The sequence below is a fragment of the Parapontixanthobacter aurantiacus genome, from assembly GCF_009827635.1.
In the GTDB taxonomy this organism is placed as follows: Bacteria; Pseudomonadota; Alphaproteobacteria; order Sphingomonadales; family Sphingomonadaceae; genus Parapontixanthobacter; species Parapontixanthobacter aurantiacus.
In genome coordinates this window covers 168,837-194,918 of record NZ_WTYW01000001.1, presented here as the reverse complement: position 1 = coordinate 194,918, position 26,082 = coordinate 168,837, and the positions used below count along the sequence as shown (strand labels likewise).

Annotated in this window: 29 protein-coding genes, 1 tRNA gene and 1 other RNA gene; 15 read left to right on the top strand and 16 right to left on the bottom strand. The window is 60.4% G+C overall.

Features of this window, described 5'->3' with window-relative positions; genetic code table 11:
- Positions 1–102 precede the first annotated feature (102 nt).
- The 4 genes from rnpB to GRI38_RS00915 form a co-directional block, all read right to left on the bottom strand.
- Positions 103–537, bottom strand: an RNA gene (gene rnpB, locus GRI38_RS00930) — RNase P RNA component class A.
- A 7-nt stretch (positions 538–544) separates the two neighbouring features.
- On the bottom strand, positions 545–1,183 hold the full coding sequence (locus tag GRI38_RS00925) for an N-acetylmuramoyl-L-alanine amidase (RefSeq protein WP_160682375.1): 639 nt from the start codon (positions 1,181–1,183) through the stop codon (positions 545–547).
- A 110-nt stretch (positions 1,184–1,293) separates the two neighbouring features.
- Positions 1,294–1,953: a histidine phosphotransferase family protein gene (locus GRI38_RS00920; protein WP_160681149.1), complete on the bottom strand. Its 660-nt coding sequence runs from the start codon at positions 1,951–1,953 to the stop codon at positions 1,294–1,296.
- Between the two features lie 48 nt (positions 1,954–2,001).
- Positions 2,002–2,397: a M67 family metallopeptidase gene (locus tag GRI38_RS00915; protein ID WP_160681148.1), complete on the bottom strand. Its 396-nt coding sequence runs from the start codon at positions 2,395–2,397 to the stop codon at positions 2,002–2,004.
- Positions 2,398–2,415: 18 nt separating this feature from the next.
- Here GRI38_RS00915 and GRI38_RS00910 point away from each other — a divergent pair, with 18 nt between their 5' ends.
- The 4 genes from GRI38_RS00910 (at position 2,416) to GRI38_RS00895 (ending at position 6,085) form a co-directional block, all read left to right on the top strand.
- Positions 2,416–3,363, top strand: coding sequence for an RluA family pseudouridine synthase (locus tag GRI38_RS00910; RefSeq protein WP_160681147.1), 948 nt, complete (start codon positions 2,416–2,418; stop codon positions 3,361–3,363).
- Positions 3,364–3,490: 127 nt separating this feature from the next.
- The gene (rpoH, locus tag GRI38_RS00905; protein WP_160681146.1) at positions 3,491–4,396 is read left to right on the top strand and encodes an RNA polymerase sigma factor RpoH; all 906 of its coding nucleotides are present in this window, start codon (positions 3,491–3,493) and stop codon (positions 4,394–4,396) included.
- A gap of 74 nt (positions 4,397–4,470) precedes the next feature.
- The gene (gene mtgA / locus GRI38_RS00900; protein WP_160681145.1) at positions 4,471–5,142 is read left to right on the top strand and encodes a monofunctional biosynthetic peptidoglycan transglycosylase; all 672 of its coding nucleotides are present in this window, start codon (positions 4,471–4,473) and stop codon (positions 5,140–5,142) included.
- Entirely contained in the window at positions 5,123–6,085 is a 963-nt protein-coding gene (locus tag GRI38_RS00895; RefSeq protein ID WP_419880254.1) for a cation diffusion facilitator family transporter, read from the top strand. The genes mtgA and GRI38_RS00895 overlap by 20 nt, the downstream gene beginning before the upstream one ends.
- A gap of 9 nt (positions 6,086–6,094) precedes the next feature.
- Here GRI38_RS00895 and GRI38_RS00890 read toward each other — a convergent pair whose 3' ends face one another.
- The 3 genes from GRI38_RS00890 to GRI38_RS00880 all read right to left on the bottom strand — a co-directional run bounded on the left by GRI38_RS00890 (position 6,095) and on the right by GRI38_RS00880 (position 8,746).
- Positions 6,095–6,574, bottom strand: a complete 480-nt coding sequence (locus GRI38_RS00890) for a hypothetical protein (RefSeq protein ID WP_160681144.1) — start codon at positions 6,572–6,574, stop codon at positions 6,095–6,097.
- Positions 6,574–7,845, bottom strand: coding sequence for an ATP-dependent Clp protease ATP-binding subunit ClpX (gene clpX / locus GRI38_RS00885; protein WP_160681143.1), 1,272 nt, complete (start codon positions 7,843–7,845; stop codon positions 6,574–6,576). Before clpX ends, GRI38_RS00890 begins: the two co-directional genes overlap by 1 nt.
- Before the next feature lie 193 nt (positions 7,846–8,038).
- On the bottom strand, positions 8,039–8,746 hold the full coding sequence (locus tag GRI38_RS00880) for an ATP-dependent Clp protease proteolytic subunit (RefSeq protein ID WP_160681142.1): 708 nt from the start codon (positions 8,744–8,746) through the stop codon (positions 8,039–8,041).
- Between GRI38_RS00880 and GRI38_RS00875 the strand changes: the two genes are divergently transcribed.
- Entirely contained in the window at positions 8,745–10,511 is a 1,767-nt protein-coding gene (locus GRI38_RS00875; protein WP_237487297.1) for an amidase, read from the top strand. The genes GRI38_RS00880 and GRI38_RS00875 overlap by 2 nt on opposite strands.
- 69 nt (positions 10,512–10,580) lie before the next feature.
- Here the strand turns inward: GRI38_RS00875 and tig are convergent, their stop codons facing one another.
- Positions 10,581–12,218, bottom strand: coding sequence for a trigger factor (gene tig, locus GRI38_RS00870; RefSeq protein WP_160681141.1), 1,638 nt, complete (start codon positions 12,216–12,218; stop codon positions 10,581–10,583).
- 65 nt (positions 12,219–12,283) lie between these two features.
- Positions 12,284–12,368, bottom strand: a tRNA-Leu gene (locus GRI38_RS00865).
- A gap of 169 nt (positions 12,369–12,537) precedes the next feature.
- On the opposite strand from GRI38_RS00865, the gene GRI38_RS00860 reads away from it, so the two are divergent.
- The 5 genes from GRI38_RS00860 to GRI38_RS00845 all read left to right on the top strand — a co-directional run bounded on the left by GRI38_RS00860 (position 12,538) and on the right by GRI38_RS00845 (position 15,410).
- The gene (locus GRI38_RS00860) at positions 12,538–12,798 is read left to right on the top strand and encodes a hypothetical protein (RefSeq protein ID WP_160681140.1); all 261 of its coding nucleotides are present in this window, start codon (positions 12,538–12,540) and stop codon (positions 12,796–12,798) included.
- Between the two features lie 26 nt (positions 12,799–12,824).
- Positions 12,825–12,998 carry a hypothetical protein gene (locus GRI38_RS13870; protein ID WP_202389812.1) on the top strand — a complete coding sequence of 58 codons (174 nt, stop codon included), beginning with the start codon at positions 12,825–12,827 and terminating at the stop codon, positions 12,996–12,998.
- 60 nt (positions 12,999–13,058) lie between these two features.
- Positions 13,059–13,376: a DUF3297 family protein gene (locus GRI38_RS00855; RefSeq protein WP_160681139.1), complete on the top strand. Its 318-nt coding sequence runs from the start codon at positions 13,059–13,061 to the stop codon at positions 13,374–13,376.
- Positions 13,377–13,504: 128 nt separating this feature from the next.
- A complete protein-coding gene (der, locus tag GRI38_RS00850) occupies positions 13,505–14,890 on the top strand; it encodes a ribosome biogenesis GTPase Der (protein WP_160681138.1) in 1,386 nt (461 codons plus the stop codon).
- Positions 14,880–15,410: a DUF2721 domain-containing protein gene (locus GRI38_RS00845; RefSeq protein WP_160681137.1), complete on the top strand. Its 531-nt coding sequence runs from the start codon at positions 14,880–14,882 to the stop codon at positions 15,408–15,410. The genes der and GRI38_RS00845 overlap by 11 nt, the downstream gene beginning before the upstream one ends.
- Positions 15,411–15,612: 202 nt before the next feature.
- On the opposite strand, the gene GRI38_RS00840 is transcribed toward GRI38_RS00845, so the two are convergent.
- Positions 15,613–16,002 (bottom strand): MerR family transcriptional regulator, encoded by a 390-nt coding sequence (locus tag GRI38_RS00840; RefSeq protein ID WP_337191212.1) that lies wholly within the window; start codon positions 16,000–16,002, stop codon positions 15,613–15,615.
- A gap of 75 nt (positions 16,003–16,077) precedes the next feature.
- On the opposite strand from GRI38_RS00840, the gene GRI38_RS00835 reads away from it, so the two are divergent.
- Genes GRI38_RS00835 through GRI38_RS00825 form a run of 3 tightly spaced genes read left to right on the top strand, consistent with a single transcriptional unit; the run spans position 16,078 to position 17,954 of the window.
- The gene (locus tag GRI38_RS00835; protein WP_160681135.1) at positions 16,078–16,425 is read left to right on the top strand and encodes a mercuric transporter MerT family protein; all 348 of its coding nucleotides are present in this window, start codon (positions 16,078–16,080) and stop codon (positions 16,423–16,425) included.
- Positions 16,418–16,630, top strand: a complete 213-nt coding sequence (locus GRI38_RS14190; RefSeq protein WP_160681134.1) for a GDCCVxC domain-containing (seleno)protein — start codon at positions 16,418–16,420, stop codon at positions 16,628–16,630. Before GRI38_RS00835 ends, GRI38_RS14190 begins: the two co-directional genes overlap by 8 nt.
- Positions 16,623–17,954 (top strand): FAD-dependent oxidoreductase, encoded by a 1,332-nt coding sequence (locus GRI38_RS00825; protein ID WP_160681133.1) that lies wholly within the window; start codon positions 16,623–16,625, stop codon positions 17,952–17,954. Before GRI38_RS14190 ends, GRI38_RS00825 begins: the two co-directional genes overlap by 8 nt.
- Positions 17,955–18,577: 623 nt before the next feature.
- Here the strand turns inward: GRI38_RS00825 and GRI38_RS00820 are convergent.
- From GRI38_RS00820 to GRI38_RS00805, 4 genes are all read right to left on the bottom strand, one after another.
- Positions 18,578–18,781, bottom strand: coding sequence for a hypothetical protein (locus GRI38_RS00820; protein ID WP_160681132.1), 204 nt, complete (start codon positions 18,779–18,781; stop codon positions 18,578–18,580).
- Between the two features lie 479 nt (positions 18,782–19,260).
- Positions 19,261–20,610: a glycosyltransferase family protein gene (locus GRI38_RS00815; protein ID WP_160681131.1), complete on the bottom strand. Its 1,350-nt coding sequence runs from the start codon at positions 20,608–20,610 to the stop codon at positions 19,261–19,263.
- 312 nt (positions 20,611–20,922) lie between these two features.
- Positions 20,923–21,387, bottom strand: coding sequence for a hypothetical protein (locus tag GRI38_RS00810; protein WP_160681130.1), 465 nt, complete (start codon positions 21,385–21,387; stop codon positions 20,923–20,925).
- A gap of 41 nt (positions 21,388–21,428) precedes the next feature.
- The gene (locus GRI38_RS00805; RefSeq protein WP_160681129.1) at positions 21,429–21,854 is read right to left on the bottom strand and encodes a hypothetical protein; all 426 of its coding nucleotides are present in this window, start codon (positions 21,852–21,854) and stop codon (positions 21,429–21,431) included.
- Positions 21,855–22,386: 532 nt separating this feature from the next.
- Between GRI38_RS00805 and GRI38_RS00800 the strand changes: the two genes are divergently transcribed.
- Positions 22,387–22,587 (top strand): hypothetical protein, encoded by a 201-nt coding sequence (locus GRI38_RS00800; RefSeq protein WP_202389811.1) that lies wholly within the window; start codon positions 22,387–22,389, stop codon positions 22,585–22,587.
- A 32-nt stretch (positions 22,588–22,619) separates the two neighbouring features.
- On the opposite strand, the gene GRI38_RS00795 is transcribed toward GRI38_RS00800, so the two are convergent.
- A complete protein-coding gene (locus tag GRI38_RS00795; protein WP_337191211.1) occupies positions 22,620–23,912 on the bottom strand; it encodes a DUF418 domain-containing protein in 1,293 nt (430 codons plus the stop codon).
- Positions 23,913–23,967: 55 nt separating this feature from the next.
- Positions 23,968–25,068 (bottom strand): SPOR domain-containing protein, encoded by a 1,101-nt coding sequence (locus GRI38_RS00790; RefSeq protein WP_160681127.1) that lies wholly within the window; start codon positions 25,066–25,068, stop codon positions 23,968–23,970.
- Positions 25,069–25,342: 274 nt separating this feature from the next.
- Here GRI38_RS00790 and GRI38_RS00785 point away from each other — a divergent pair, with 274 nt between their 5' ends.
- On the top strand, positions 25,343–26,062 hold the full coding sequence (locus tag GRI38_RS00785) for a ParA family protein (RefSeq protein WP_160681126.1): 720 nt from the start codon (positions 25,343–25,345) through the stop codon (positions 26,060–26,062).
- Positions 26,063–26,082: the final 20 nt, after the last annotated feature.

The window sequence follows — 26,082 nt, the reverse complement described above, 5'->3', positions numbered from 1 at the left end:
GGTCTTAGGTGCAGTTGAGGACGCTTTAGACATCAATGAACGTGCCGGCGACTTTTCGGTCCACGAAGCGCGAAAAAAGGTTCGAAAAGCCCTGAATTCTGCGATGCCAGGGGGCCTGTAAGCCGGATTCTGTCCTCGCCATGCGGTATCGCCTTAGCGACCTGCCACGGGAGGGGCAGCCATTCCTCTAGGCGAAAAATCGCTTTCCCGCTCCAGCAGCCAACCCGGGCGTGCTCGGGATGAAACATCCCTGCCTCGCGGCGCGCCGCCCCTATTCGGCCTTGCTCCGGGTGGGGTTTGCCATGCCGCGTACATTACTGCCCGCGCGGTGCGCTCTTACCGCACCCTTTCATCCTTGCCTGTTCGCCAAGTCCTTGAAAAGGCTCGCGTCATCGGCGGTCTGCTTTCTGTGGCACTGTCCCTGAACCGCAGCGTCGGCCACGGTCCGGCGGGCGTTACCCGCCACCCTTGTTTCATGGAGTCCGGACTTTCCTCGGCGAAGCGCGAACGCTCCGACGCGACTGCCCGGCCCCCTGGCACGCTGTTATCTAGTCCGGCCGGCGTCTCGATCCAAGAGCAATTGGAACAAAATCGCGCGGATCTGCCCGTCGATCTGCCCGTCGATCTTCTCCGGCCGCCAGCGCCGCTGAAACGCCTCCACCGCCTTGCGCCCGTCGGTCACGTCATAGCCGAAGCGTTCGAGCGCGAGATAGAATGCCCCGTCATTATCGAAGGGATCGCCCAGTTCGAGCTTCTGCGGACGCGGCAGGGCAAGGTCGTAATCCGCCAGCCGCTCCCACGGGAACAGCTCGCCCGGATCGATCTTTCGAGCAGGCGCGATGTCCGAATGACCGACAACATTTGCCCGCGGAATGTCATGTTCGCGCACGATCCGCGCCAGTAGCGGTATGAGCGCGTCTATCTGCTTTCGCGAAAAGCCGCGATAGTCGTGCCGATGCCCCGGATGATCGAGTTCGATGCCGATACTCGCCGAATTAACGTCCTTGTGGCCCCGCCAGTAGGAAACGCCGCCGTGCCATGCACGCTTGGCTTCCTCGACCAGTTGGACCACTTCGCCGTCTTCAGTGATGAGGTAATGCGCGGAAACCTTCGATTCCGGGTCGCTCAGGCGTTCTATCGCCAGCTCCGCATTGTCCATCTCGGTATAGTGAATGACCACCATCGAGATCGGCAAAGCGCGTTCATCGAAATTGGGCGAGGCGACGATCCGGTGTACGAGTTCATCGGCAGCCGGCTGTCCGCTTTCGTGATAATCGGGGCCGGCGCCCTCGCTCACCCGATCATTCCTTCAGGCTCGGGGAGCACCGCGCCGAGAACGAGCGCGCCGGGGTCGTGCTTGTACTGCAACCCGCCGCCCAGATCCTCCGCCAAGCGGGAGATCATGTAGGCCGCAGCCGTCCGGCTCGTCAGTTCCGAAGGCGAGGTCGATCCGTCGAGCGCCTTTCCGATGGTCTCGTCGAACGCCACCTTGTCGCCGGTTGCCCGAACGACGATTTCGGTCGCCCCGTTTCTCGTTTCCGCGCCGATGTCGAGCGTGCCGCCGCGGATCAGCGCATCGATCGCGATCTGCGCGAAATTCAGCATGACCTTCACCGCAGGCTTGGGTAGGGTCCTGTCGGAGAGCGCCCAGTTCAGCGAAATACGGGCATTATTGCTGGCCAGCGCATCGATCAGGTCGCGCGGTTCCTCGACAGGGACAGCTTCGCCGAAACCGCCCGCAGCCCCGAAAGCGAGGCGGAAGAATTTCAGCTTGTCGGCGCTGATTTTCGCGCTTTGCTCCAGCAATTCGAGGCACTTCTCCCGCATTTCGGGGTCCTGCTCTTCGGCGAGCAGTTCCAGCCCGTTGCTGATCGCCCCGACCGGGCTCAGCATGTCGTGGCAAAGGCGCGAGCACATCAGGCTGGCAAGATCTATGGAAGGATTGTCGCTCATGGTTATCTCGGGAAAATCGTAGCGGGACGTAACGTGACGTCACGCCTCTTAGACATCAAGGACCGTTATGGAAAGCGCTCTGAAAGTCTCCTCGTCGTCACGCCAGAACGTAACACGGTCCCGGGTCGCAATCGCCCAGATGTCGCCCAAGCCCGTCGCATGTGCCCGGTCGACGGCCGATGGTGCTGCCCGTCCGTTGGGATGCGAGTGAAAGTAGCCCACGACGCGGCTTTCGCTGCCGCGCATCGTGCGATGCACGTCGATGAGCGTCTGCGGATCGATGGTAAAGAAACGCTCCGGTTGTTCGTGTACATTCGGCGCGGGTATCAATCGCTCGATCCGGTCGCCTTGCCCCACCAGAATGCCGCAGGCCTCCCTAGGATAGGCAGCAGTAGCGAGATTGGTCATCTTCGCGAGCAGCTTGCTTGAGATTTCGACCGCCATCGGCCATCGAACCTAGTCATGGCCGAGGCTAAAGTCATCAGGGGAACACTGAAGGAGGGCGACGTCAGGCTGGACAAGGCCATCGCGCAGGCTTCCGGGCTTTCGAGGGAGCGCGTCAAGGTTCTGCTCGCCGAGGGAGCGATTGAAATCGGCGGGTCACGGGATCTCAGCGCATCGGAAAAGATTACGGCTCCGTGCGATTTCCAGATCGATCTGCCGCCCCCCGTCGCTCTCGCCGCCGAACCGCAGCAGATCGCGCTCGATATCGTTTTCGAGGATCGATACCTCGTCGTCGTCGACAAGCCCGCCGGCATGGTAGTCCACCCGGCTGCCGGAAATCATGACGGAACGCTCGTCAACGCGCTCCTCCATCACTGTTCGGGCGAGCTTTCCGGGATCGGAGGGGTTGCACGTCCCGGCATCGTCCATCGCATCGACAAGGACACGTCCGGCCTGCTCATCGTCGCCAAGACCGATGCTGCCCATGAAGGCCTCGCGAAACAATTCGCGGAGCATTCGATCCGACGCCGCTATCTTGCAGTTTGTGCGGGTACGCCGCATCCCGCCAGCGGGACGATCGCGACGCGGATCGGCCGGTCGGACAGGAACCGGAAGAAGATGGCGGTTCTGCCGGATGACAGCCAGCGCGGTAAGCACGCGATTACGCATTATGAAACGCTGCGCACGCTTGACGGATGCTCGCTAATCCAATGCCGCCTCGAGACCGGGCGAACGCACCAGATTCGCGTTCACTGTGCGTCAATTGGTCATGCGCTATTGGGAGACAAGACATACGGACGCACACCTGCGCGGCTCAGACCGCTGCTCGACAGCATCGGTTTCGAACGACAGGCGTTGCATGCGGCCGAACTCGGTTTCGAACATCCGGTGACCGGTAAAACGCATGATTTCCGGGCCGAACTGCCCCCGGACATGCTGGAACTTATCGACAAAGCCACTCGTTGAAATCGACAAAAGTCGCTGCAAATCCGGCAACTTTTGTATATATTGAGTGATGCGGCCTCACCCGCCGGACGCCTATCGAGGGTCCGACAAAGTAGCAGAGGCTGGCACATGAAAGGTTAGGGATAAAGTGAGTAATAACAAGACCCCGACGGTCCCGGCTCTCAGCGGCGAGCAAAGCCTCAACCGCTATCTGGCCGAAATCAAGAAATTCCCGGTGCTGACGGCGGAGCAGGAATACATGCTCGCCAAACGCTATGCCGAGCATGAAGACCCCGAAGCGGCGGCGCAGCTCGTCACGAGCCACCTGCGTCTCGTTGCGAAGATCGCAATGGGATATCGCGGATATGGCCTGCCCGTCTCGGACCTCATTTCCGAGGGCAATGTCGGTCTGATGCAGGGCGTGAAGAAATTCGAACCCGATCGCGGTTTCCGCCTCGCAACCTATGCGATGTGGTGGATCAAGGCCTCGATGCAGGAATTCATCCTGCGCTCGTGGAGCCTCGTCAAGATGGGGACCACGGCTGCACAGAAGAAGCTGTTCTTCAACCTTCGCCGGATGAAGAAGCAGCTCGACGCCTACGAAGACAGCGACCTCCATCCTGATGATCTCGCGAAGATCGCGACGGATCTCGGCGTTCCGGAGCAGGAAGTTATTAACATGAACCGCCGCATGATGATGGGCGGCGATGCCTCGCTCAACGTCCAGATGCGCGGTGACGAGGAAGGCGCCGGCCAGTGGCAGGACTGGCTGACCGATGACCGTCCTCTGCAGGACGAGACGGTTGCCGATGCTCAGGAGAAGCAGGTCCGGCACGAGATGCTGGGCGAGGCGATGGACGCGCTGAACGAACGCGAGCAGCATATCCTGACCGAACGGCGCCTGACGGACAATCCGCAGACTCTCGAGGAATTGAGCCAGGTCTACAATGTCTCGCGCGAGCGTATTCGCCAGATCGAAGTGCGCGCCTTCGAGAAGCTGCAAAAGGCGATGCAGCGTATTGCCGGCGAAAGGCTGATGCCGACCGCCGCTTGATGAACGGCGCAACCGAAAAGAGGCGCGATAGGATGTTCCTGTCGCGCCTTTTTCGTTTATGACCCCTATTGCCCATGATCCGAAGCATCCTCCTGTTCACCGTCAAGACCATCGCGATCTTCGTCATCGTGAGCGTGCTTCTCGTTGTAATCCTGCGCTTTCTGCCTACGCCCGTGACAGCGACGATGCTGATGGACGAGAACGGCATCACGAAGGACTGGGAGCCACTGGGCGATATCGACCGCAATCTCGTGCGGGCGGTCATCGCGGCGGAGGATGGGAAGTTCTGCCAGCATAACGGCTTCGATACCGAAGCGATCGCCAATGCCGTGCGCCGCAATGCCGAAGGGGGCCGTATCCGGGGCGGCTCTACGATCAGTCAGCAGACCGCCAAGAACGTCTTCCTCTGGCAAGGCGGCGGCTATGTTCGCAAAGGTCTCGAAGCGTGGTTCACTTTCCTCATCGAAAATATCTGGGGGAAGCGCCGGATCATGGAAATGTATCTCAACGTCGCGGAAACGGGCATCGGCACCTATGGCGCGGAGGCGGGTGCTCAGCGTTATTTCAACCGTTCCGCCGCTCGGCTGACGCCGTTGCAGGCGGCCCGCATGGCCGCTGCCCTTCCCCTCCCCAAGGAGCGATCCGTCGTGAACCCGCAAGGCTGGCTTCGCGGACACGGCAATACGATCGCCGCGCGGATTGGCGTCGTCGCGCGTGACGGACTGGATGAGTGCGTGTACCGCTAAAGCGATGGGTGGGGCGCATAATCATTCGCATGGCTCGAACGAGGGTCACGGGCATTCGCATGCACCAGCGGATTTCGGGCGCGCCTTCGCGATTGGCGTAACCCTCAACATCATCTTCGTCATCGTCGAGGCGACTTACGGTTACATCGCCGGTTCGATGGCACTGATCGCCGACGCCGGACATAATCTGTCCGACGTACTCGCCCTGATCCTCGCCTGGGCAGCCAGCATTGCGGCGCGCAAACCGGCGACCGCCCGTTTTACCTACGGTTTCAAAAGCTCCACCATCCTCGCGGCGATAGCGAATGCGGCGCTGCTCTTCATCGCGATCGGAGCGATCCTGTTCGAGACGATCAACCGCCTCAGCGAGCCCGCCCCCGTCGAAGGCTGGACGATGATCGTCGTGGCCGGGATCGGCATTGTCATCAATACGGCGACCGCGCTGCTGTTCGTGCGCGGACGGAAGAACGACATCAACATTCGCGGCGCGTTCCTGCACATGGCGGCCGATGCGCTCGTTTCCGTCGGGGTCGTGATTGCCGGTGCAGCGATCCTGCTCACCGGGCTGACTTGGATCGACCCGGTCACCTCGCTCGTAATCGTCGCGGTGATAGCATGGGGAACGTGGAGCCTCGCAAAGGACAGCCTTGCGCTCGGGCTGCTCGGCGTGCCGCGGTCGGTTTCAGAGACTAAGGTGCGTGCTTATCTCGCAACGCTCGAAGGCGTCGAAGCGGTTCATGACCTGCATATCTGGCCCATGAGCACGACGGAGACGGCGCTGACGGCCCGTCTCGTCATGCCGGACAATCGGCCCGGCGACGCGTTCCTGCGCGAGATCGCCTCCGAACTGGAACATCATCACGCCATCGGACATGTTACCATTCAGATCGAGCAGGCTCGGATCGAGACGCCAAACTGTTCGGCATCCTCTAACGACTGTTGATCGTAAGGCTTACTTCGCGACAGCCTCGGTTTCGGCGACGAGCTCGAACAGTTGCGCCGCGGTACGGCTTTCTAGTTCCTTGAAGGCTGGAGCGGCCGCCTCGCTATCGCCGGTTCCTTCGCCGCGCAATTCGTAGCGGTTTTCCTGCGCCAGTGCGAAGAAAATAAACGGATAGGACGGGTTGCGACGGTCGCTCACGAAAATGAGCGATTTCTCGTCCGTGCAGCTGAAAACGTACCACCACGTCCCGCCGAGCTGATGAATGACCGGACCCGTGCGGCATTCGAGCTTGCGCCTAACAGCGGTTGAGCCAGCCTCGACCGAAGGCGCGGCCACGGCCTGCGGCGATTGTTCGTCGACCTTGAGGGAACCCTGAGTGCGATCAGCCTTCAGCTGCGCGGTCGCCGGATGCGCGAGCGCAAGCACGGCAGAAAGGGCTGCGCCGAGCAGCAGCGGGCCCGTCCGCGAAAGACGGGCGCCGCCGGACATCAGGCTGCTTCTTCCTTCTTGCCCTTCTTCCCGGAAACGACCCGAATGGGCTCCTTACGACCCTCGACCACTTCCTTGTCGATGACGATCTCGTTCACGTCCTCGAGATCGGGCAGGTCGAACATCGTGTCGAGCAGGATGCCCTCTACGATCGAACGCAAGCCGCGCGCACCGGTCTTCCGCTTGATCGCCCGTTCGGCAATGGCGGTCAGGGCGTCTTCCTTGAAGGTCAGGACGACACCGTCTTCCAGCTCGAACATTTTGGCATACTGCTTCACGAGCGCATTCTTCGGCTCGGTCAGGATGGTGATGAGCGCATCTGCATCGAGATCGTGAAGCGTCGCGATGACGGGCAGGCGACCGACGAATTCGGGGATCAAGCCGAACTTCAGAAGGTCTTCCGGCTCGCTCTTTTCGAGCAGTTCGCCGATTCGCCGCTTGTCGGGATCAGCGACATGCGCGCCGAAGCCGATGGACCGCTTTTGCAAGCGATCGGCGATGATCTTGTCGAGCCCTGCAAAAGCCCCGCCGCAGATGAACAGGATGTTCGTCGTGTCGACCTGCAGGAATTCCTGCTGGGGATGCTTGCGACCGCCCTGCGGGGGAACGGAGGCCGTCGTGCCTTCCATCAGCTTGAGCAGCGCCTGCTGCACGCCCTCGCCCGAAACGTCGCGCGTGATCGACGGATTTTCGGCCTTGCGAGTGATCTTGTCGATCTCGTCGATATAGACGATGCCGTGCTGCGCCTTGTCGACATTGTAGTCGGACGCTTGCAGCAGCTTGAGAATGATGTTCTCGACGTCCTCACCGACATAGCCTGCTTCGGTCAGGGTCGTCGCATCGGCCATCGTGAACGGAACGTCGAACGTGCGGGCCAGCGTCTGCGCCAGCAAGGTCTTGCCCGTGCCGGTCGGGCCGACAAGCAGGATGTTCGACTTCGCGAGTTCGACGTCGCCCGCTTTGCCCGAATGCTTCAGACGCTTGTAATGATTGTGCACAGCGACGGAGAGGACACGCTTCGCGCGATCCTGACCGATGACGTAGTCATTCAGGGTCGCGAAGATTTCCGAAGGGCTCGGAACCTCACCTTGCTTGCGACCGACGATGCCAGCCTTCGTTTCCTCTCGGATGATGTCGTTGCACAGCTCGACGCACTCGTCGCAGATGAAGACGGTCGGTCCGGCGATCAGTTTCCTGACCTCATGCTGCGACTTCCCGCAGAAGCTGCAATATAGTGTGCTTTTGCTATCGGTTCCGCTCAATTTCGTCATTCCTGTCAATCCGAATCCAGTTCAAGCCAGCGGCGCCGACCATAGAGGAAACGGGAAGTTTAATGCGAGCACCGCATTTTACAATGGTCACAAAAGTTCATCCCGACACTAGCCGGAACGGCTTTATATAAGCTGAAGCGGCAAGGTTGCCGAAACGCTACCGGCGGGCCGGAGCCCGCGACGGCGTGTCGTTTCAGGACGGAGCGCCGCCGCTGCCCATTTCGTCTTCGTCCTTGATCTCGCCCTCGGGGCGCGTTTCGAAGACCTTGTCCACGATGCCGAACTTCATCGCTTCCTCCGCTTCGAGGAAGGTGTCGCGGTCCATTGCCCGCTCGATTTCGTCGAGGCTTTGACCCGTATACTTCACGTAAAGATCGTTCATGCGGCTCTTGATCCTCAGGATCTCGCGCGCCTGAATTTCGATGTCGGAGGCCATGCCCCGCGCGCCGCCGGACGGCTGGTGAACCATGATCCGCGCATTCGGCAAGGCGATCCGCATGCCCGGCTCACCCGCTGCGAGCAGGAAGCTGCCCATCGAAGCGGCCTGTCCCATGCAGACCGTCGAAACGCGCGGCTTGATGTACTGCATCGTGTCGTGGATCGCCATGCCCGCGGTCACGACGCCGCCGGGCGAGTTGATGTACATCGAAATGGGCTTCGATGGGTTCTCGGATTCGAGGAACAGAAGCTGCGCGGTAATCAGCGAAGCCATTCCGTCCTCGACCTGGCCGGTCACGAACACGATCCGCTCGCGCAGCAGGCGGCTGAAAATGTCGAAGCTCCGCTCGCCCCGGCTGGTCTGTTCGACGACCATCGGCACGAGTGCGCCGGTCACGGGATCGCGCGTGAACTGGCCCTGCGTACCGTATGTGTCGCCAAGCTGAGCGGAAAGATCGATCATGTCAGTTAGTTCCTCGGGTTTGTCTGTCGGCGCATATCTCGGTTCAAACGGCCTCATGTTCAAGGGGCAGGAGCGATTGCTCCACGACCACGCCCGTTTCGTAGCTGCGAACGCACCCAAGGTCAGGCGCGACAAGCAGTTAGCGAACGCCAACGGCCCCTGTTTCGCACGATCTTGCCAAATTCGCCAGATCTGGCGAATAGTCAGCCTCATGAAGAAAACGCTTTTCCCGTTCTCCGCCCTCCTCCTTGCTACCGTGTCGGCTTGGCCAGCCCAGGCGCAGGATGCCATCACCGTTCCGAGCGCAGAAGAGTTGGACGAAGCCGCCAATCAGCCCGTCGCGGAGCGGATCGTGAACGAACACGTCCGTCGCATCCTGCAACTCGATGATGCCGGGCCGCGGATCAACGCCGTCATCGCGCTGAACCCGAACGCGGCGACGGAAGCGCGCGAAGCGGAGGCTGCTGGTCTTCCGCTGGCTGGCCGGACCGTGCTTGTGAAGGACAATATCGAGACGCGAGAGCTGCCTACGACCGCAGGCAGCCTGGCTCTCGAAGACAACTTCACCGGGCGCGACGCACCACTGGTCGCCAATCTCCGCGAAGCGGGCGGCGTCGTGCTCGGCAAGGCGAACCTGTCCGAATGGGCGAACATCCGCGATCAGAACTCGACCAGCGGGTGGAGCGCCATTGGCGGTCTGACGCGCAATCCCCATGCGATCGATCGCAACACCTGCGGTTCGTCCTCGGGGAGCGCCGCGGCGGTCGCTGCCGACTTTGCTTGGGCTGCGATCGGTACAGAGACCGACGGCTCCATAACATGCCCGGCAAGCGTCAACGGCATCGTCGGTTTCAAACCGAGCGTCGGCCTCGTCAGCCGCACGCATGTCGTCCCGATCAGCAGTTCGCAGGACACGGCGGGTCCGATGACCAGAAGCGTCTCCGATGCAGCAATGCTGCTCAACGCCATCGCCGGGGTGGAGGAAGCGGACGCCGCCACGACCGCCGCCGAACCTCATCTTGCGGACTTTACCGAAGGTCTCGAAACGGCATCGCTCGACGGTGTCCGTATCGGCATTATGCGCAACCAGATCGGCAATCACGACGGCGTCTCCTCGCTCTTCGAGCAGGCCGTGTCCGACCTTCGCGAGGCTGGCGCGATCCTCGTAGACGTCGATTACCAGCGGCACCCCGATCTGGGCGAAGCCGAGTTCACCACCCTCCTCTACGAACTGCGCGAAGAAATGGCGCGGTATCTGCAAAGCCTTCCTGATCAGAACGGTCCGCAGACGCTTTCCGACCTCATCGCATATAACGAAGCCAACGCCATGGCGGAAATGCGCTGGTTCGGTCAGGACATTTTCCTGATGGCGCAGAACGCCACGAGCCGCGAGGAATACGAGAATGCGCGTAGCACGGCGCTACGTCTCGCCGGTGCCGAAGGTATCGATCGTCTGCTGCGTGAGAACAGCGTCGATGTTCTGATCGCCCCTACCACCGGCCCGGCTTGGACCACCGATCTCGTAAACGGCGACAATTACAGTGGCGGCATCGGGGCAGGCAGTCTCGCCGCTGTCGCGGGATATCCGCATCTGACCGTGCCTATGGGAGCGGTCGAGGGTTTGCCGGTCGGTCTCAGCTTCATGAGCCGGCAATGGGCCGATCATGAGGCGCTGAAGATCGGAGCGGCCTACGAACGGGCGCGGACAGTCAAACTCGCCGAACCGTCCTTCGACACCTTCGCCCGGCGCGTCGGGGTCCGCTAACGCCTACCGGACGCAAAAAAGCCCGCTCGATCAGGCAGACCGAGCGGGCTTTCGATTGTTTGACGGCGCTTATTTCGAAGCGGGCTTTTTGGCTGCAGTTTTCTTGGCCGCAGGCTTCTTAGCGGCTTCCTTCTTTGCCGGTTCGTCTGCCTTCGCAGACTTCGAAGCAGCCTTTTTCGTAGGCGCTTTCTTAGCGGCCGGCTTCGTTTCGCCTGCGTCTTTTTGGCTATCTTTCGAAGCAGCGGCTTTCTTCGCCGGAGCCTTCTTGGCAGCAGGCTTTTCGGTTGCTTCCTTGTCGTCCGCTTTCGAAGTGGTTTTCTTGGCCGCCGACTTCTTTGCCGGGGCCTTCTTCTTGGCGGCCGGTTTCGCTTCCGTTTCTTCTTCGGCTTCGATCGCCGCTTCGAGTTCCTCGCGTGTTACTTCGCGTTCGGTCACTTCAGCCTTGTCGAACAGGAAGTCGACGACCTTGTCCTCGTATATGGGAGCGCGCAACTGGGCCGCTGCCATCGGGTCGTTGCGGACATACTCCATGAAGCGCTGCCGGTCTTCCTGCCGGTATTGCTGGGCAGCCTGCTGGATCAGCATGTTCATTTCCTGTCCGGAGACCTGAACGTTATTGGCCTGACCGATTTCCGACAGGAGCAGCCCTAGCCGAACCCGGCGGACCGCGATCTTGCGGTAATCGTCCTTCTCCGCCTCGATCTCCTTCATCGCTTCTTCGGGATCGTCGGACTTGGCGACTTCCTGCTGCAGCTGCTGCCAGATCTGGTTGAACTCGGCTTCGACCATTCCTTCGGGCACGTCGAAATCGTGTCCGGCAGCAAGCTGGTCGAGCAGCGAACGCTTCATCTGCGTGCGCGTAAGACCGGCGGTTTCCTGCTCCAGCTGAGCGCGCAGGACGTCCTTCAGCTTCTGCAGGTCGTCGAGCCCGAGGTTCTTCGCGAACTCGTCGTCGACCTTGGTTTCGTCCTCGACCTTCACCGACTGGACGGTGATGTCGAACTCGGCTTCCTTTCCGGCAAGGTTTTCCGCCGGATAATTGTCCGGGAAGGTGACCTTGATCGTCTTTTCGTCGCCTGCCTTGACGCCCGTCAGCTGGTCCTCGAAGCCCGGGATGAACTGACCCGACCCGATAACCAGCGGCGCGCCTTCGGCCTTGCCGCCCTCAAATTCCTCGCCATCCATGCGCCCGACGAAATCGATGATGAGCTGATCGCCCTCCGCAGCCTTCTTCGTCTTGGGAGCATCCTTGTAGGACTTGTTCTGTCCGGCAATCCGTTCCAGCGCCTCGTCGACCTGCTCGTCCGTTACCGGCACCGTCAGCTTCTCGATCTTAAGATCGTCGGTTTCGGGTGCCTCGATTTCAGGCAGGATTTCCATCGCGACAGAAACTTCCGCATCCTTGCCCTGCTCGTAACTTTCGTCGAGCGAGATGTCAGGCTGCATCGCGGGCCGCAGCTTCTTTTCCTTCATCAGATCGTCGACGGAGGAACGGATGGTTTCGTTAAGAACCTGGGCGTGAAGCTGCTCGCCATGCATCTTGCGAACGAGGTTTCCGGGCACCTTGCCGGGCCGGAAGCCGGGCATCTTGACCTGCGGGGCGATCTTCTTGACTTCGCCGTCGATCTTCGATTCGATCTCCGCAGCCGGAATGGTCAGCGCATAGGCGCGCTTGAGGCCGGTATTCGTCGTTTCCTTGATCTGCATGGGGTTAAACTCAAACCTTCTTGTCAAACATGAGCGCCGGAGCGGCGAGAAACCTGGTCACAATCTGGTGCGGGCGAAGGGACTCGAACCCCCACATCGTTAGATACTGGTACCTAAAACCAGCGCGTCTACCAATTCCGCCACGCCCGCGGGCCAAACGCGACCGGAGGGCGGCGGGCGCCCCCTGATTAGCCCCGCGCCTCTATAGCGTGGGTGACAAAAGGGCAAGCGCGGCGATGAGGCGCTCGCTTTTCGCGGCTAGGGCGACGGAACGGGCCGCCTTGATGGGGCGTTGGTCGAGGGAAAGGATGCATTACCCATGGATGATTACGACAAGCCGAAGGTGCCGCCCGCAACCCCGCCCACGATCGATCCCAACGTCGATCCGGTCGAGGCGCGCGAACTGACCGACGAGGACGGCGACAATCTCGCCGAGGGCAGCAAAGAAGCAACGACGCGCGAAGAAGGCGAAGAAGCCCGCGAGAAACTGAAGGAAATTCATGACCGCGACCGGCAGGACGGCAAGGGCGAGCGTGAGCTCGACAGCCTCTCGCCCGAAACCTTGCTACCGCCCGACTGAACGCACGATCCAAGGAAGTTATTGAAATGGCTACCAAACCACCCTCCCCCGATACGATCGAACCGCAATCCCCTCCGGAAAGTCCGCCGGACACGACGCCGGCGGAGACGCCGAACGTCCCCGATCCGACCTACGAACCGCCACAGCCAGATACGATCGAGCCCGATCCCGGCCCGCAGGAAATGCCGCCGCCCGAGTGATCTTGGCGTACCCCAACGCTTCTATTGCCTGCCTTGCAAAGGCTGGGTAAAGGCGCGGCCATGACAGAAGAAACGACCCCCGAAAATCCGCAGGAATCCGCCGAAAATCGCGCTGGCGACGTGCCACCCGACCATCTGTCGGTGAACCCGCGCAGCAAGTTTTTCGACCAGGAAAAGCTCCAGCGCGGCATCGGTATCCGCTTCAAGGGAACGGAGCGGACGAACGTCGAGGAATACTGCATTTCCGAGGGTTGGGTGCGCGTTCAGGCGGGCAAGACCGTCGATCGCAAGGGCAATCCCCTGACCCTCAAGCTGAACGGTCCGGTCGAGGCATGGTACGAGGATCTGGGAGAAAATCCCCCTATTGCAAAGGCTTAGGCTGATAATCGGCGTCTTTTGCAACAATAGCTTCAATGGCACCTAAACCGCCCTCAAAGGCACCAAGCACCCGTTAAGGCGTGCCGGCGCTTGCCATTCCGTCGCCGAGAGGCCACCTCCCTCGTTCCATGAAGCCGCAAGTCATCATCATCGGCCGACCCAATGTCGGCAAGTCGACCCTGTTCAATCGCCTGGTCGGAAAGAAGCTCGCGCTTGTCGACGATCAGCCCGGCGTAACCCGCGACCGGCGCATGGGCGATGCCGAGCTTGCGAACCTGCAATTCACGATCGTCGACACCGCCGGGTGGGAGGACGAGGATCCCGACACCCTGCCCGGCCGAATGCGCGCGCAGACCGAGGTCAGCCTCGAAGGCGCGGACGTCGCCCTCTTCGTCGTCGATGCGCGCAACGGCCTTACCCCGCTCGACGAAGAGATCGGTCGCTGGCTCCGCTCCCAATCCGTGCCTGTTGTCCTCGTCGCCAACAAGGCCGAGGGCAAGCAGGGCGAGGCTGGCATTTTCGAGGCATACTCTCTCGGTTTCGGCGAGCCCGTCCCCCTTTCGGCGGAACATGGCGAAGGCGTCGCCGACCTGTTCGACGCGCTCTACCCGATCATCGGGGAGAAGGCCGATGCCGTGCGCGACGGAAAGAAGTCCGCAGGTGAGGAAGACGGTGAGGACACCCTGCTCGGCCCCCTGAAACTCGCCATCGTCGGGCGCCCGAATGCCGGCAAGTCGACGCTCATCAACCGCCTGCTCGGCGAGGACCGGCTCCTGACAGGACCGGAAGCCGGCATCACCCGCGATTCGATCGCGATCGACTGGCAATGGACCGACCCCAGGAGCGGCGAACGGCGCGATGTCCGCCTCATCGACACGGCGGGGATGCGCAAGAAGGCGAAGGTCGTCGAGAAGCTCGAACGCCTCTCGGTCGCCGATGCCCGGCGCGCCGTCGATTTCGCCGAAGTCGTCGTCCTGCTGCTCGACGCGACGCAGGGCCTCGAACATCAGGATTTGAAGATCGCCGCAATGGCGCTCGAGGAAGGGCGCGCCCTGATCGTCGCGATCAACAAATGGGACGTCGCCGAAAATGCGAGCTACCTGTTCAACGGGATCAAGGCGGCCCTCGATGACGGCCTGGCCCAGGTACGCGGATTGCCCGTCCTCGCGGTCAGCGCACGCACCGGCAAGGGGCTCGACACGATAATCGGCGCGGCGTTCGAGATTCGTGAAAGCTGGTCGAAGCGGGTTCCTACCGCCGCCCTCAACCGCTGGTTCGACGACGCACTCGAAGCCAATCCCCCGCCCGCTCCGAAGGGCAAGCGGATCAAGCTGCGCTACATCACGCAAGTCGGAACCCGGCCCCCGCGCTTCGTCGTGTTCGGAACCCGGCTGGATGCGCTGCCGACGAGTTACGAACGATATCTCGTGAACGGCATCCGCGACAGTCTCGGCTTCGACGCCGTGCCCGTCCGCGTCACTCTCAAGAGTTCGAAGAACCCCTATGCTCCATAGCATCGTGGACCCTGCGCTTACTCAGACCCTGACGGTGGCCGGCGACCTTATCGAGCGGACATCGAGCACGCGGCAGGTGCAGCAGATCGTGCAGTTGTCGCTCGCACCCGTCTTCATGCTGGCCGCCATCGGTGCGTTCCTCAACGTGATGAATGCGCGCCTGTTCTGGCTGATCGAGAAAATCGAGCGGATCGAGCGGGCGATTGATCGCGGGGCTGGCAAGCTGCGGCGGCTCGAATTGCCGGCCCTCAGGCAACGGCGCAGCTATGCGCAATGGGCGATCAATCTGTCGACGGGGGCCGCGCTCGTCATCTGCCTCGTCGTGGCGTTCCTGTTCGTGAGCGCATATATCCAGCCGCGCATCGGCACTCTTGTCGCGGGGGCGTGGATCGTCGCCGTCGTGCTGCTTTCGGGCGCGTTGCTCGTCTTTCTGCTGGAAACGCGGCTGGCGACGAACAGCGCGCGCGAGCGGCGGCAGATCTCCCAGGAAATCCGCGAGCGCGAGGAAACGTCTGACTGAATTGCGAGGGACGCCAGTCTTGTTCTGGCGAGGCTTAACCGGGGTGTTTCCCGCGTGCGGCGACTAGTACTCAGGCTCGGTTACGCCATACGCTACGGCAGCGTCTGCTTTGGTCGCGCCTTTCGTTGCAAGCGAATGTCTGACTGGGGGTGGATAGCTGCCGGCTTTATCTGGTGCGCTCGAACCTTGCTGCGCGGCCGTTTCAGTCGTTACCGGTTAAACTCTCTACCACCGGACATTGATCATGATTCCCTGTGCCGCACTGTTCGACCAATGTGGCGATAGCAATTTCCATCCGTTTGAGATCTGCTAGCTTGGTGCGAACATTTGATAGGTGCTGTTCGGCGATCGATTGCACTCGATCGCAATTCTTCTGAGGTCGGGGCGCAAGATCGAGCAGTGCTTGCACCTCTTCAAGCGAAAAGCCGAGTTCTCGTGCGCGCCGGATGAAACGGAGGCGCTCTATATCCGACGGACCATAATCGCGGTAAGCACCCTTGCGCGGGGGCGGCTCGATCACACCGATCCGTTCGTAATAGCGGATCGTCTCGATGTTGCATCCGGTTTGCTTCGACACTTCACCGATTTTCACACAGAACCCCTTGAGTCTGTAGTTGCTACAGACAGTAGATATGGCTGCGACTCGGATTCTGCAAAAGGACATTCAATGCGCAGCCTTGGCACTTGGTGGAACGGATTAGCTACGGGCGGCGGCCTCTTTGCAGCATTCGGTGCTGCCGCTTGCTGTGCGCTTCCTTTGGCACTGGCGTCGGTCGGCGTAGGTTCGGCTTGGCTTGGCAGTGTGTCACCGGTCGTAGCGCCTTATCGGTCACCGCTTCTTATCCTCGCGTCGGTTCTGCTTTTCGCGGCAACTCTCCGACTACTTTGGCAATTTCACACCGTCCGAACGTGCCCGGCTGATGGGAATTGTGGCTCACTAACCTATCGGGTTTTGACCGCCGTAGGGATCGCCATCGGTGCAGTATTGCTGATTGGAGCTTTCTTTTATGGCTGAACTGATTTTGACTTCTCGCCTGCGTTGTCCTGAGTGCGGGCACGAGAAGGAAGAGGAAATGCCGACCAACGCCTGCATGTTTTTCTATAATTGCTCGAGCTGCGGCGTACGCCTTCAGCCGCTCCACGGCGATTGCTGCGTGTTCTGTTCATACGGCACGGTCCCCTGCCCACCGATCCAAGAGGGAAATTGCTGTAGTGGCTGAGAAGTTTGACTTCATCGCAATCGGTTCCGGAACGGCTGCGCAGGTCGCTGTCCATCGCATGGCCGACGAGGGGAAGCGATGCGCGGTTATCGATTATCGGTCCTATGGGGGCACGTGCGCCCTTCGCGGGTGCGACCCCAAAAAGATGATGGTTAGCGGCGAGGAGGCGCTCGCAGCTTTCAAGCGAATGGAAGGGAACGGTATCAATGGGTCGGCTTCAATAGACTGGAACGAACTACAGGCCTTCAAGCGCAGCTTCACCAATCCTGTCCCAGAGAAGCAACAGGCGCGATACGAACGCAAGGGCGTTGCAACGTTCCACGGCAGGGCGCGCTTCGCTGGCCCCGATCGGATCAAAGTGGAGGGTAACGACCTGCGGTTCTCCCACGCACTGATCGCAACCGGAGCGACCCCTCGACCGCTTGGGATCAAAGGTGAGGAATTGTTGACCCACAGCGACGCCTTTCTTGAACTGGATACACTTCCTGATCAGATCGTGTTCGTCGGCGGTGGTTATATTGCGGCGGAATTTGCCCATCTCGCTGCACGCGCCGGAGCCAAAGTCACGATCCTCCAACGTGGCCGTCTCTTGAAGGCATTCGACCCTGACATCGTCGAATGGCTGATGTCGAGCTTTGATGATCTAGGAATTGAGATTGTGGACGCGGAGGTCAGCGGCGTGACGGACAATGGCGCGGGTCTCACGGTGCACGCTGGCGACCGCACGATCAAGACAGAACTCGCAGTGCACGCAGCAGGCAGAGTGCCCGCAATCGGCGAACTCGACCTGGAGGCGGGTGAAGTAGCTCGGGGTAAATCCGGTTTGTTGCTTACCCCGCAGCTCCGCAGCCAAAGCAATGACAAAGTGTTCGCCGCTGGGGACGCTGCCGCCAATGGGCCGCCTCTGACACCTGTTTCCAGTCACGATGCAAAGGTCGTGGTGGAGAATATACTCGAAGATAGCGGTCGAAAACCAAATTACCGGGGCGTGCCGAGCGTACTCTTCACCGAACCGCCCGCAGCGAGGGTCGGGGCGCTGGAACGCGAGGCGCGCGAAGCCGGTTTGGATTTCGAGGTGAACGCTGGATCACACCCAAGCTGGTTTTCGGCGCGGCGTCTGAACGAGGAGATTTATGGACACAAGGTTCTGATCGAGAAAGGCTCGGACCGCATTCTGGGTGCACACCTCGTCGGCCCCGACGCTGACGAACTTATCAATATTTTCAGTCTCGCCATCCGGCATGGGCTGACTGCAAACGATATTCAATCGACGATGTTCGCTTACCCGACAGCAGCGTCTGACGCAGGATACATGGTCGGTTGACGTGCGGCGACTTCACCCAGTCGCCTGAAACTCCCTAACGGATGCTGCAGATACCCATTGCTTTTCGCTAAATGATCGACCGCATTGAAGAAGCAACAAAGGTCGGCATGCGTCTGCTTTGGGTCGTTAGCTGACAGCCTGGTTTTGAACCAGAAAGCGCGCAAGTAGTCAGTCCGCTTTTGGATTCCGCGTTCTACAACTGAATGTCTGAATTGGGGTGGAAAGCGGACCCTAGCGTTCATCGTCTGATGGTCTTTGACCAATCTTGTAGCCACGTGTCAAAACCCCGCCGACCATCACGACCGCAAGAAGCCCGCACGCTATTCTGCCGATTGCTATGAAACCGTCAGAGAGTGGATCTTCCCCATTCGCAAACACAAGTCCAAGACAGCTCAATCCGAAGAAAATGCTTCCCGTCCACCATGGCAACTTGCTCACATCAGTCTCCACATTTTCCATTGCCATTTGCCGACCGTAAAAGAATGTTCGGAAAAACGAATGACCGCAATGGGGTCGTTAGCTGCCAGTCCGGTTTCAGCACACAAACCGCGATAGCAGCCTGTCCGCTTTAGGGCCTATGTCGGGAGCTTGCGAACGTCTGACTATGGGGTGGAAAGCAGACGCTAGGTGTCGTGCACTACAGTTTCTACTGCGCGGCCGTTTTCCCACCGGACTCCTAGAACCCAGATATCCAAGAAGCTCGGACATAGCAGCCAGTAGCTCATACCCGGCTCATAGCGGCGATCTTCCGGCTCGCCCAAAAGCGCGATCACTTCCGTCCGGGTCTTCCCTTCAATGCCAACCCGATATTTGAGATCGGCAAGCATGCCGCATCGTCGGTCATCATCAATGCTATTGCCGGTAGCGGCGATCCAGCTCTTCGATGTAAAAGGACGCGGGAACGTCTCCGTGAAGGGCCCTCCGGCTAGGTAGGCGAAGGGTAGCCCGACAAATAAGAGTAGCATGACACTGCATCCCGCAACGCGTGTCTTATTGGAGGTAGCATAAACCATCTAGCCAAGAATTAAGGTGCCTTGCCCTGTGGCGTCAACGAAGTCATTTGCTGCCGGTCCGGTTTCAGCACTCCGTTTAGGAATAGTCGCCATTTTTCTTTCGGCTGCATTCCGCTCACCCCCAGGGGTCGACGTTTGGGAGGAAAGCGGACGTACCGTTATTAAATCACGTAAAGGCAGAAAAACAGGATGGGCTGAACGAGGCTCCTTCATTGGACGGTCGGACGGTATGGGAGGCTGTGCAATCCAACCTGTTCCCAATTTCGCTTTTAAAGCAGCGTAAGGTCAATCTGCTATGTCCGGGGTAGAGATGACCTCCGCCGGAAGTTAGAAGATATTATGAGGCCGACGGCAGAAAAAAGAGTGATGATCGCTCCGATAGTCTCTTGCCACAGATACACTCGTTGCAGACTGTAAGTCCCGGGCTCGGCTTGAAACTGTATGACCGGGCCATGATACGCTATTTCTTTTCCGCTCTCGTTGAAAACTTTCCAGATTGGAAAGGCGGCGCGGCGAAAAGTGACGGTGCCGGCTTCGCTGATGGAAATCGTTTCGCTGCGCGATAGCTGCTCCCACTGTCGAAGATCGGGAGTACGCTTAAGTCCGTTTCGGAGCAGGCTGAGATCAAAATCTTTGGGGAGATATTCCGCGGCATCGGAATATCGTGTGACCCAGCGATCATATTGCAGTTCTTTGGAAAGGTAGCTTGCGCTCGTCACGCCCCATATCAGATAGGAGCAACTGATGAGCACCAAGGCAACACCGTATCCGCGCGACCGTTTTCCGCCCGTGGCGATGGCGGTAATTGCTGCGAACTCGACAATAGCGAGTAAACGCCAAGGGAACTGAGCTCGGGTGAGAGGCTCTATCTCCCAGATGAAGGGGACGAGACCCATCGCCGCAAGCGCGGCTCCGACAGTGACAACAGTCCAGAAGGAGTACGCAGACCAGGAAAGCGCAATCAACCCGAAGCCGAGGAAGTAAACTGCGGGATCTGACAGGCGATTACCCGATGCGAAAAATGTCCAGGTCGACGGGCTGAAGTAGCTTGTCCAAAGCATGGAGGAGGAAATCTCATCCTGCAGGGTGAGGGCTGGCAACAGGAAGAATGCCGAAAGCGAAAAGGCAAACAGTCCGCTGGCGGCTAACGGCACAAGAGCACGGGGATCTTGCCACAGTTTTCGAATTGCAAGCGGCGCAATCAAAAATATGCCGGCGAGCATCGCTGTCGGAAGATGGGTCAATATCAATCCGCAATAGGAAAGTGCCAGCAGCGGAAGAGCACGTCTATCGGGCATCCGTTCTATGGCCAGCGCGATCAACGGTAGCCATGCGAAGGCAGCAAACTCCGCTAGCGCACCCCTGACGTAGAAATCCATCAGGTGGTAAGGTGCAATTATATAGGCCGCCGCCCAAAGCATTGGCCATTGAGAACGACCCTTAAGCCAGATGTACATCGTCACGCCGGAAGCGAACAGAACCAGCAGGGCGGTTGCGTTGATCGCTGCAAGCGTGGAGAGGCCAAGAGCGTCGAAGGCTCCGGCGATCCAGAAGCTGATCGGTGGATAGAAGAAGAAAGCGGGGCTTCCAAGTTCCTCGAAACTGTAAGGCAGCCAGCGGGGATATAGGTTACCGGCAGCCATTTCAGTACCGAACTGGCTCGTCCAAACAACGTTATAGTCGACCGAGTGGGAGTGACCCGGTCCAAATAGAAAGCTTGGCAGGAGAGCTGCCACTGCAACTGCGAGCAATGTGGCAATTGCCCTACGGGTTTCTCTAGAACGCAATTGCCCGCCTCCGTCGGCCCTCGCCTGGGCAAGAAGGACTTAGCGGACTATCCTTGAAGTTCAATTAACTGTCATATTCCGATCACGAATGTCGTAAGCTCTGGCTGGCAACGCTGGCGTGGCATCAGTCTTCGGCTCCTCCCAGTACTGACCGAACCGTCGTTGGACTTAGTTGCTGACGCTGCAGCCGCTGTCCGCTTCGCAGGTTTCGATCGCCTGATTGACTGCATCGATGTCGCCGGCATCGCCGTTGTAAGAGATATTGCCCTTCGTGGTGTAGCTCGTCTGCTGCACGAAGCTCTTGTCTTCCCCGCGGATCGCAGCCGCGCCGATTGCGCCGATGGCAATCGGAACGCCTAGCGCCAGGCCTTTCGCGATTTCCGGTCCGATCGGTTCGCCCGCCGCAAACTCGCGGGACAGCATCGTTGTGTAATCCTTCCGCGAGACGTCATAGGTCGTCACGACCGTCAGACTGGGCGCGCCGCCCTTCGGATCCCCCGCGACGGTAACGACATCCTGCAGCTGCGAACCGTTCGCGAGGGTATAAGGCGGAAGCACGTGGTTACCCGGCGTCGCACACGCGCCAATGGAAAAGAGCGCTGCAAAGGCTGCGGTTGCTTTCGGTAAATTCAAATCATCCTTCTCCTGTGCGATCGGTTTCCGTTTCGACCTCGTCAATTGCTGGGCTTGCACTGGGCGCCATCGCCGCAGATCACCGTGACCGCGTCGATATCGGCATCGCCTTCGGATTCGTTCCCGCTGTTGCGGTAGGTAATGGCGATGTCGTCGGCGATTTGCGAAAGGTCGCTTGCGCCTGCTTTGGCCAGTTCCTCGGGCCGGACGATGCGCACGGACCTAATCTCGATGTTCTGGCCAAATGCGTCGAAGAATTGGGCCATCTCCGTTTCTCTCCAGGAAAGGAAGTGGGCCATACTTTCGAAAACGATCGTCGCTCGAACTTCCGCATTGTTGTAACGGTGGCGAAAGCGCAGTTGCGCGACGCCGGGCTGACTCGCGGCGAAGGTGGCCAGCATCAGGGGTTGGTCCGTCGACGTGACGTTGGCGACATGGACGCGCATGATCACCTCGGCTTCGGGCAAAGCGAGGTCCCTCAAGGTTTCGCTTTCGTTCAGCGGGACGACTGGCGGCGTTTGCGCACTGGCTGGAAGAGAAAGAGCGCTGCCGAAAATGAATAGCGAAGGTATTAGGGTCTGTCGAAGATAAGCCATGCAAGTTCCCCACTGCGAAAGCGTGTGAATAATGATGCGGATGCGTTTTCTGATATGATTAGCTATCGTTCTCATTCACCGATGTTCCTGAATCATAACAAAAGATATTCAATCCCGCGGGTGATTGGAGGATTTCCTTGATTCATCAACTGCCATCGCCTCCGACTGTTCGGATAGCCCCCGCTGGCGCATCTTTTTCGAAGGCCAGAACGCCGCAACGCCTCTTTCCTCACGGACCCACCGCCTTCCAGCATGAATTGGCCCCGCAGGACGCTCAAATGCGCAAACGAGCGCCTTGCGATGATTAGGAAATTGTGAAGGTCTTCGCGCTATCCAGTCGGAGATTGGCGAGAAACGCTCGCGTTTTCGGACCATAGGACAAACGGCTGAGGGGCCACGCACCATGATCTCATTTGCAAAATCCCTGTTGCCGGGGACCCTGCTGACCTGGATCGTGTCGATGTTCATCGGCTCGTCCGGTTCGCGCGGCGGCGTGCTTTACGTGCATTACGTCAGCTATGACGGCTATTCGGCCTATTGGTCGTGGCCGCTGTTCATCGCCGGTACGGGCCTTGCCTGGGTTATCTATTTCGTCATGGAATAACCGCCGGGCAACGCCTGCCGGTTCCCAAGTCTTTAGCGACGGATCGGAAACAGGCGGCCATAGGTGAGGCAGCGCCAGAGCCATTCGAGCGGGCCATAGCGAAACCGCTCCAGCCACGGCTTCGACCAGAGCAGCATGATCGCCCACGTCGCGACGACGACGAGGAACAGCGTCGACCGTCCCAACTGGCCGAACAAGCCCAGCGCCCAGCCGTGAAAGACGAACAGCATGAGGATGCTCGTCCCCAGATAGTTGGAAAACGCCATGCGGCCCGCCGCCGTGATGCGCGAACCGATCGCGCTGTCGGCACGCGGCGCATAGGCGACGAGCAGCGCGGCAAGCCCGAGCGTGACGGGCAGACGCGGCAGCGGACTGAACCCGAAGAAGGCAGCGAGCGATGCATAATAGCCGAGACCCTCCGATATCGCCCACCAGCCCACTGCCGCCGTCAGGAGCGAACCGACGATAACGCCTGCCCAGCCCCATTTGAGCAGCTTGCTTCGCGGGATGCCGCCATCGAACAGCCCCGTGCGATAAAGCGCCATCCCGATAAGCATGAGCGGCAGCGTTTCCAGCAAAGCGAGGAAGAAGTAGAACAGCGGATCGGTCAGGTTTTCGGTGAAATTATAAGCGACGAAATCGGCATAGCTGCCCTCGATCCTGAGGTCGGCCACTTCCTGCCCCTCGGCAAGATCGGCGGCCTTCTGCGTCATCATGCCTTCGCGCATATCGGCATAGACCGCGCTTTCGCCCAGCGGCGTTTCGGCGATGAAGTATGGGAGCGCCATGACCGGCAGGAGGAGGATCGCCCCGCTGATATAGCCGAGAAGGCCGATGATCATCTGCGTGCGCCGCGCCCATTTCAGGCAGGCGAGACCGATGAACCCGACAAAGGCGTAGGACATCAGGATGTCGCCGTGCCAGATGAAGTAGAAGTGGATCGTGCCGAACAGCATCAGCCAGAACAGGCGGCGGGCCTGCAAGGCGCGGCCCGCTCCCCTCGCCCACGCCTTTTCCATGAACAGATACATTCCCGCCCCGAACAGCAGCGTGAACAGGCCCCGCATCTTCCCGTCGATGAGGACGAGCTGGACGAGCCACAGGACGCCCGACGGATCGCCATCGCCCGACAGAAAGCCGCCCGGCCAGAAATAGGCGCTTTCGGGCTGGCCGAAGGCGACGATGTTCGCCCACAGTATGCCCATGACGGCAATGCCTCGAATGAAGTCGAGGCTGCCGATCCGCTCCTTGTTGCTCGCGCCCAGCGGGCCCGCCGTATCCGGCGTCGCTTCCCCGCCCGCATTCGTCTCGGATAGTTCGGTCACGACATTTGCCCCCTTCATGCCGATCCGCGCTGCCGCGCCAGGATGGTTAGCTAACTCAGAGCTTCTTCACGATGCAATCGAAACCGTCGCGCTTCGCCGCGGCGCAGGCTTCGCTGGCGGCGTCGTTCGTGGCAAAGCCTCCGGCATAGAGGAAAGTGAGCTTGCCGCGTTCGCGCGTTTCCCGCTTCGCATCGGCGAAATAGCTTCTGGCGATGGCGCGCTTCCACATCCGTTCGACATTGTCGGGCACGCCGAACGCTCCGATCTGCACTGCCCACGGCCCGCTCATCTGCGGGGCGGCTGGCGTCGGCGCGGGTTCGGGAGCGGGTGAAGCAGCGGCGACCGTTTGCGGCACTTCGCGAACGGGCGGCGGAGCAAGTGCTTCGGCCTGCGCCTGTTCGGGCAGACCGGCAGAGGGATCCACCCGCTCGATCGGCTGGGCGACTTCTTCGCGAGCAAAAGCGATGCCCGACGATCGCTCGGGCGTAGCGGTTGACGGCGCGTTCGCAGCTGGAACCGGCGTCGGCGCCCCAGTCTCCGACGCAAGCGCCGGAGGTCCTGCCTCCGAGAGCGCGGCAAGTTCAGCGGCCATGATCTGCGCGAGCGCGCGTCCGGCTTCGCGCTGGTCGACGGGGATATATTCGTTCATCTGCGCGAGCGCGCCGGTTGCCTGCGGCAGACCGCTCTCGTCCGCCAGCAGCAGCAGCGCATAGGCCCGCTGCCAGTCGCGCTCCGCCAGCTCTCCGTTGAAATGCGCCAACCCCAGTAGATATTGCGCGCGCGGGTCGCCGCGCTCGGCCGCCCCGGCGATATAGGGCATGGCGCGCTGCTCCTCGCCCTTCTGATACAGCAATATGCCGAGATTGTCGGTCGCTTCGAGGTGCCCCGTCGATGCTGCGAGCGCATAGAGACGCTCCGCCTCGACCAGATCGGTTTCGACGCCCCGTCCGAGGCGATAGGCCTGGGCGAGATTGAACAGGGCGTCGGGATCGCCCGCTTCCGCCGCTTCGCGCCAGAGCGCCACCGCTTCCGCGTCCCGGCCTGCTTCCCAGGCGATCGTTCCGGCGCGCACGTCCGCCTCCTGGCTGACCGCAGGTGGCGCGACAGCGACCGCGAAAGCTGCCACCCAAATGGCCGTGAGACCTGTCCTGCCCATCCTCGTCATAAATCCTCGATCACCATTCGATATTCGCGCACGAGCAGGCTCTAGCAAGAAGCATGGCAAACGCCAAAACATGGGTGCCCGAACGGCTCGCCGCGCTCGCCCGTAAATAAATCGCTGGCCGCATTCGGGTAGGACGATTTTAACCAATATTTAGGGGTCGTGTGCGATTTCCCTTCCTCGAAAGCTGAATCCGGCGTGCCCCGACCAGAAAACGGGGCATCGGAAGAAGCACTTTGGATCGAAGGCAATCGAAGGGGATAGAGCCTTGCGTGTATTGGCGTTGGCATCGCAAAAAGGCGGATCGGGCAAAACGACCCTGTCCGGCCATCTCGCAGTTCAGGCACAACGGGCCGGAGCCGGTCCGGTCGTCCTGATCGACATCGACCCGCAGGGTTCGCTTGCCGATTGGTGGAACGAGCGCGAGGCGGAATATCCCGCTTTTGCCCAGACTACCGTAGCGCGCCTCGCGAACGACCTTCAGGTCCTGCGCCAACAGGGCTTCAAGCTCGCGGTCATCGACACGCCGCCCGCCATCACGATGGCGATCCAGTCGGTCATCTCGGTCGCCGAGCTCATCGTCGTGCCGACCCGGCCCAGCCCGCACGATCTGCGCGCCGTTGGTGCGACGGTCGATCTGTGCGAACGCGCCGGCAAGCCACTGGTCTTCGTCGTCAACGCCGCAACGCCCAAGGCCAAGATCACGTCGGAAGCCGCGGTTGCCCTATCGCAGCACGGCACGGTTGCGCCGATCACCCTTCACCATCGCACCGATTTCGCCGCTTCGATGATCGACGGTCGCACCGTCATGGAAGTCGATCCGGAAAGCCGCAGCGCTGCTGAAATGACGACGCTCTGGAAATATGTCGCGGACCGGCTGGAAAAGAACTTCCGTCGTACGGTCTTTGCAGCGCCCAACCAGGCGACGCAGATGTCCGGCCAGATGCGCCCGGGCGGCGGCGGCTTCGGTCGCAGGGTCGCGCAGTAAGGCAGAAACGATCGCGTAGG

Coding starts and splice junctions, on each gene's coding strand:
- GRI38_RS00815 (WP_160681131.1), bottom strand. CDS start 20,610: ATGGCTGCCGGTAACCTATATCCCCGCTGGCTGCCTTACAGTTTCGAG.
- clpX (WP_160681143.1), bottom strand. CDS start 7,845: ATGACGAAATTGAGCGGAACCGATAGCAAAAGCACACTATATTGCAGC.
- GRI38_RS14190 (WP_160681134.1), top strand. CDS start 16,418: ATGGCTGAACTGATTTTGACTTCTCGCCTGCGTTGTCCTGAGTGCGGG.
- GRI38_RS13870 (WP_202389812.1), top strand. CDS start 12,825: ATGGCTACCAAACCACCCTCCCCCGATACGATCGAACCGCAATCCCCT.
- GRI38_RS00925 (WP_160682375.1), bottom strand. CDS start 1,183: ATGGTGGTCATTCACTATACCGAGATGGACAATGCGGAGCTGGCGATA.
- GRI38_RS00880 (WP_160681142.1), bottom strand. CDS start 8,746: ATGATCGATCTTTCCGCTCAGCTTGGCGACACATACGGTACGCAGGGC.
- GRI38_RS00790 (WP_160681127.1), bottom strand. CDS start 25,068: ATGGGCAGGACAGGTCTCACGGCCATTTGGGTGGCAGCTTTCGCGGTC.
- GRI38_RS00895 (WP_419880254.1), top strand. CDS start 5,123: ATGAGTGCGTGTACCGCTAAAGCGATGGGTGGGGCGCATAATCATTCG.
- GRI38_RS00820 (WP_160681132.1), bottom strand. CDS start 18,781: ATGCTTGCCGATCTCAAATATCGGGTTGGCATTGAAGGGAAGACCCGG.
- GRI38_RS00855 (WP_160681139.1), top strand. CDS start 13,059: ATGACAGAAGAAACGACCCCCGAAAATCCGCAGGAATCCGCCGAAAAT.
- GRI38_RS00835 (WP_160681135.1), top strand. CDS start 16,078: ATGCGCAGCCTTGGCACTTGGTGGAACGGATTAGCTACGGGCGGCGGC.
- GRI38_RS00845 (WP_160681137.1), top strand. CDS start 14,880: ATGCTCCATAGCATCGTGGACCCTGCGCTTACTCAGACCCTGACGGTG.
- der (WP_160681138.1), top strand. CDS start 13,505: ATGAAGCCGCAAGTCATCATCATCGGCCGACCCAATGTCGGCAAGTCG.
- GRI38_RS00860 (WP_160681140.1), top strand. CDS start 12,538: ATGGATGATTACGACAAGCCGAAGGTGCCGCCCGCAACCCCGCCCACG.
- mtgA (WP_160681145.1), top strand. CDS start 4,471: ATGATCCGAAGCATCCTCCTGTTCACCGTCAAGACCATCGCGATCTTC.
- GRI38_RS00800 (WP_202389811.1), top strand. CDS start 22,387: ATGATCTCATTTGCAAAATCCCTGTTGCCGGGGACCCTGCTGACCTGG.
- GRI38_RS00915 (WP_160681148.1), bottom strand. CDS start 2,397: ATGGCGGTCGAAATCTCAAGCAAGCTGCTCGCGAAGATGACCAATCTC.
- GRI38_RS00890 (WP_160681144.1), bottom strand. CDS start 6,574: ATGTCCGGCGGCGCCCGTCTTTCGCGGACGGGCCCGCTGCTGCTCGGC.
- GRI38_RS00910 (WP_160681147.1), top strand. CDS start 2,416: ATGGCCGAGGCTAAAGTCATCAGGGGAACACTGAAGGAGGGCGACGTC.
- tig (WP_160681141.1), bottom strand. CDS start 12,218: ATGCAGATCAAGGAAACGACGAATACCGGCCTCAAGCGCGCCTATGCG.
- GRI38_RS00875 (WP_237487297.1), top strand. CDS start 8,745: ATGTCAGTTAGTTCCTCGGGTTTGTCTGTCGGCGCATATCTCGGTTCA.
- GRI38_RS00920 (WP_160681149.1), bottom strand. CDS start 1,953: ATGAGCGACAATCCTTCCATAGATCTTGCCAGCCTGATGTGCTCGCGC.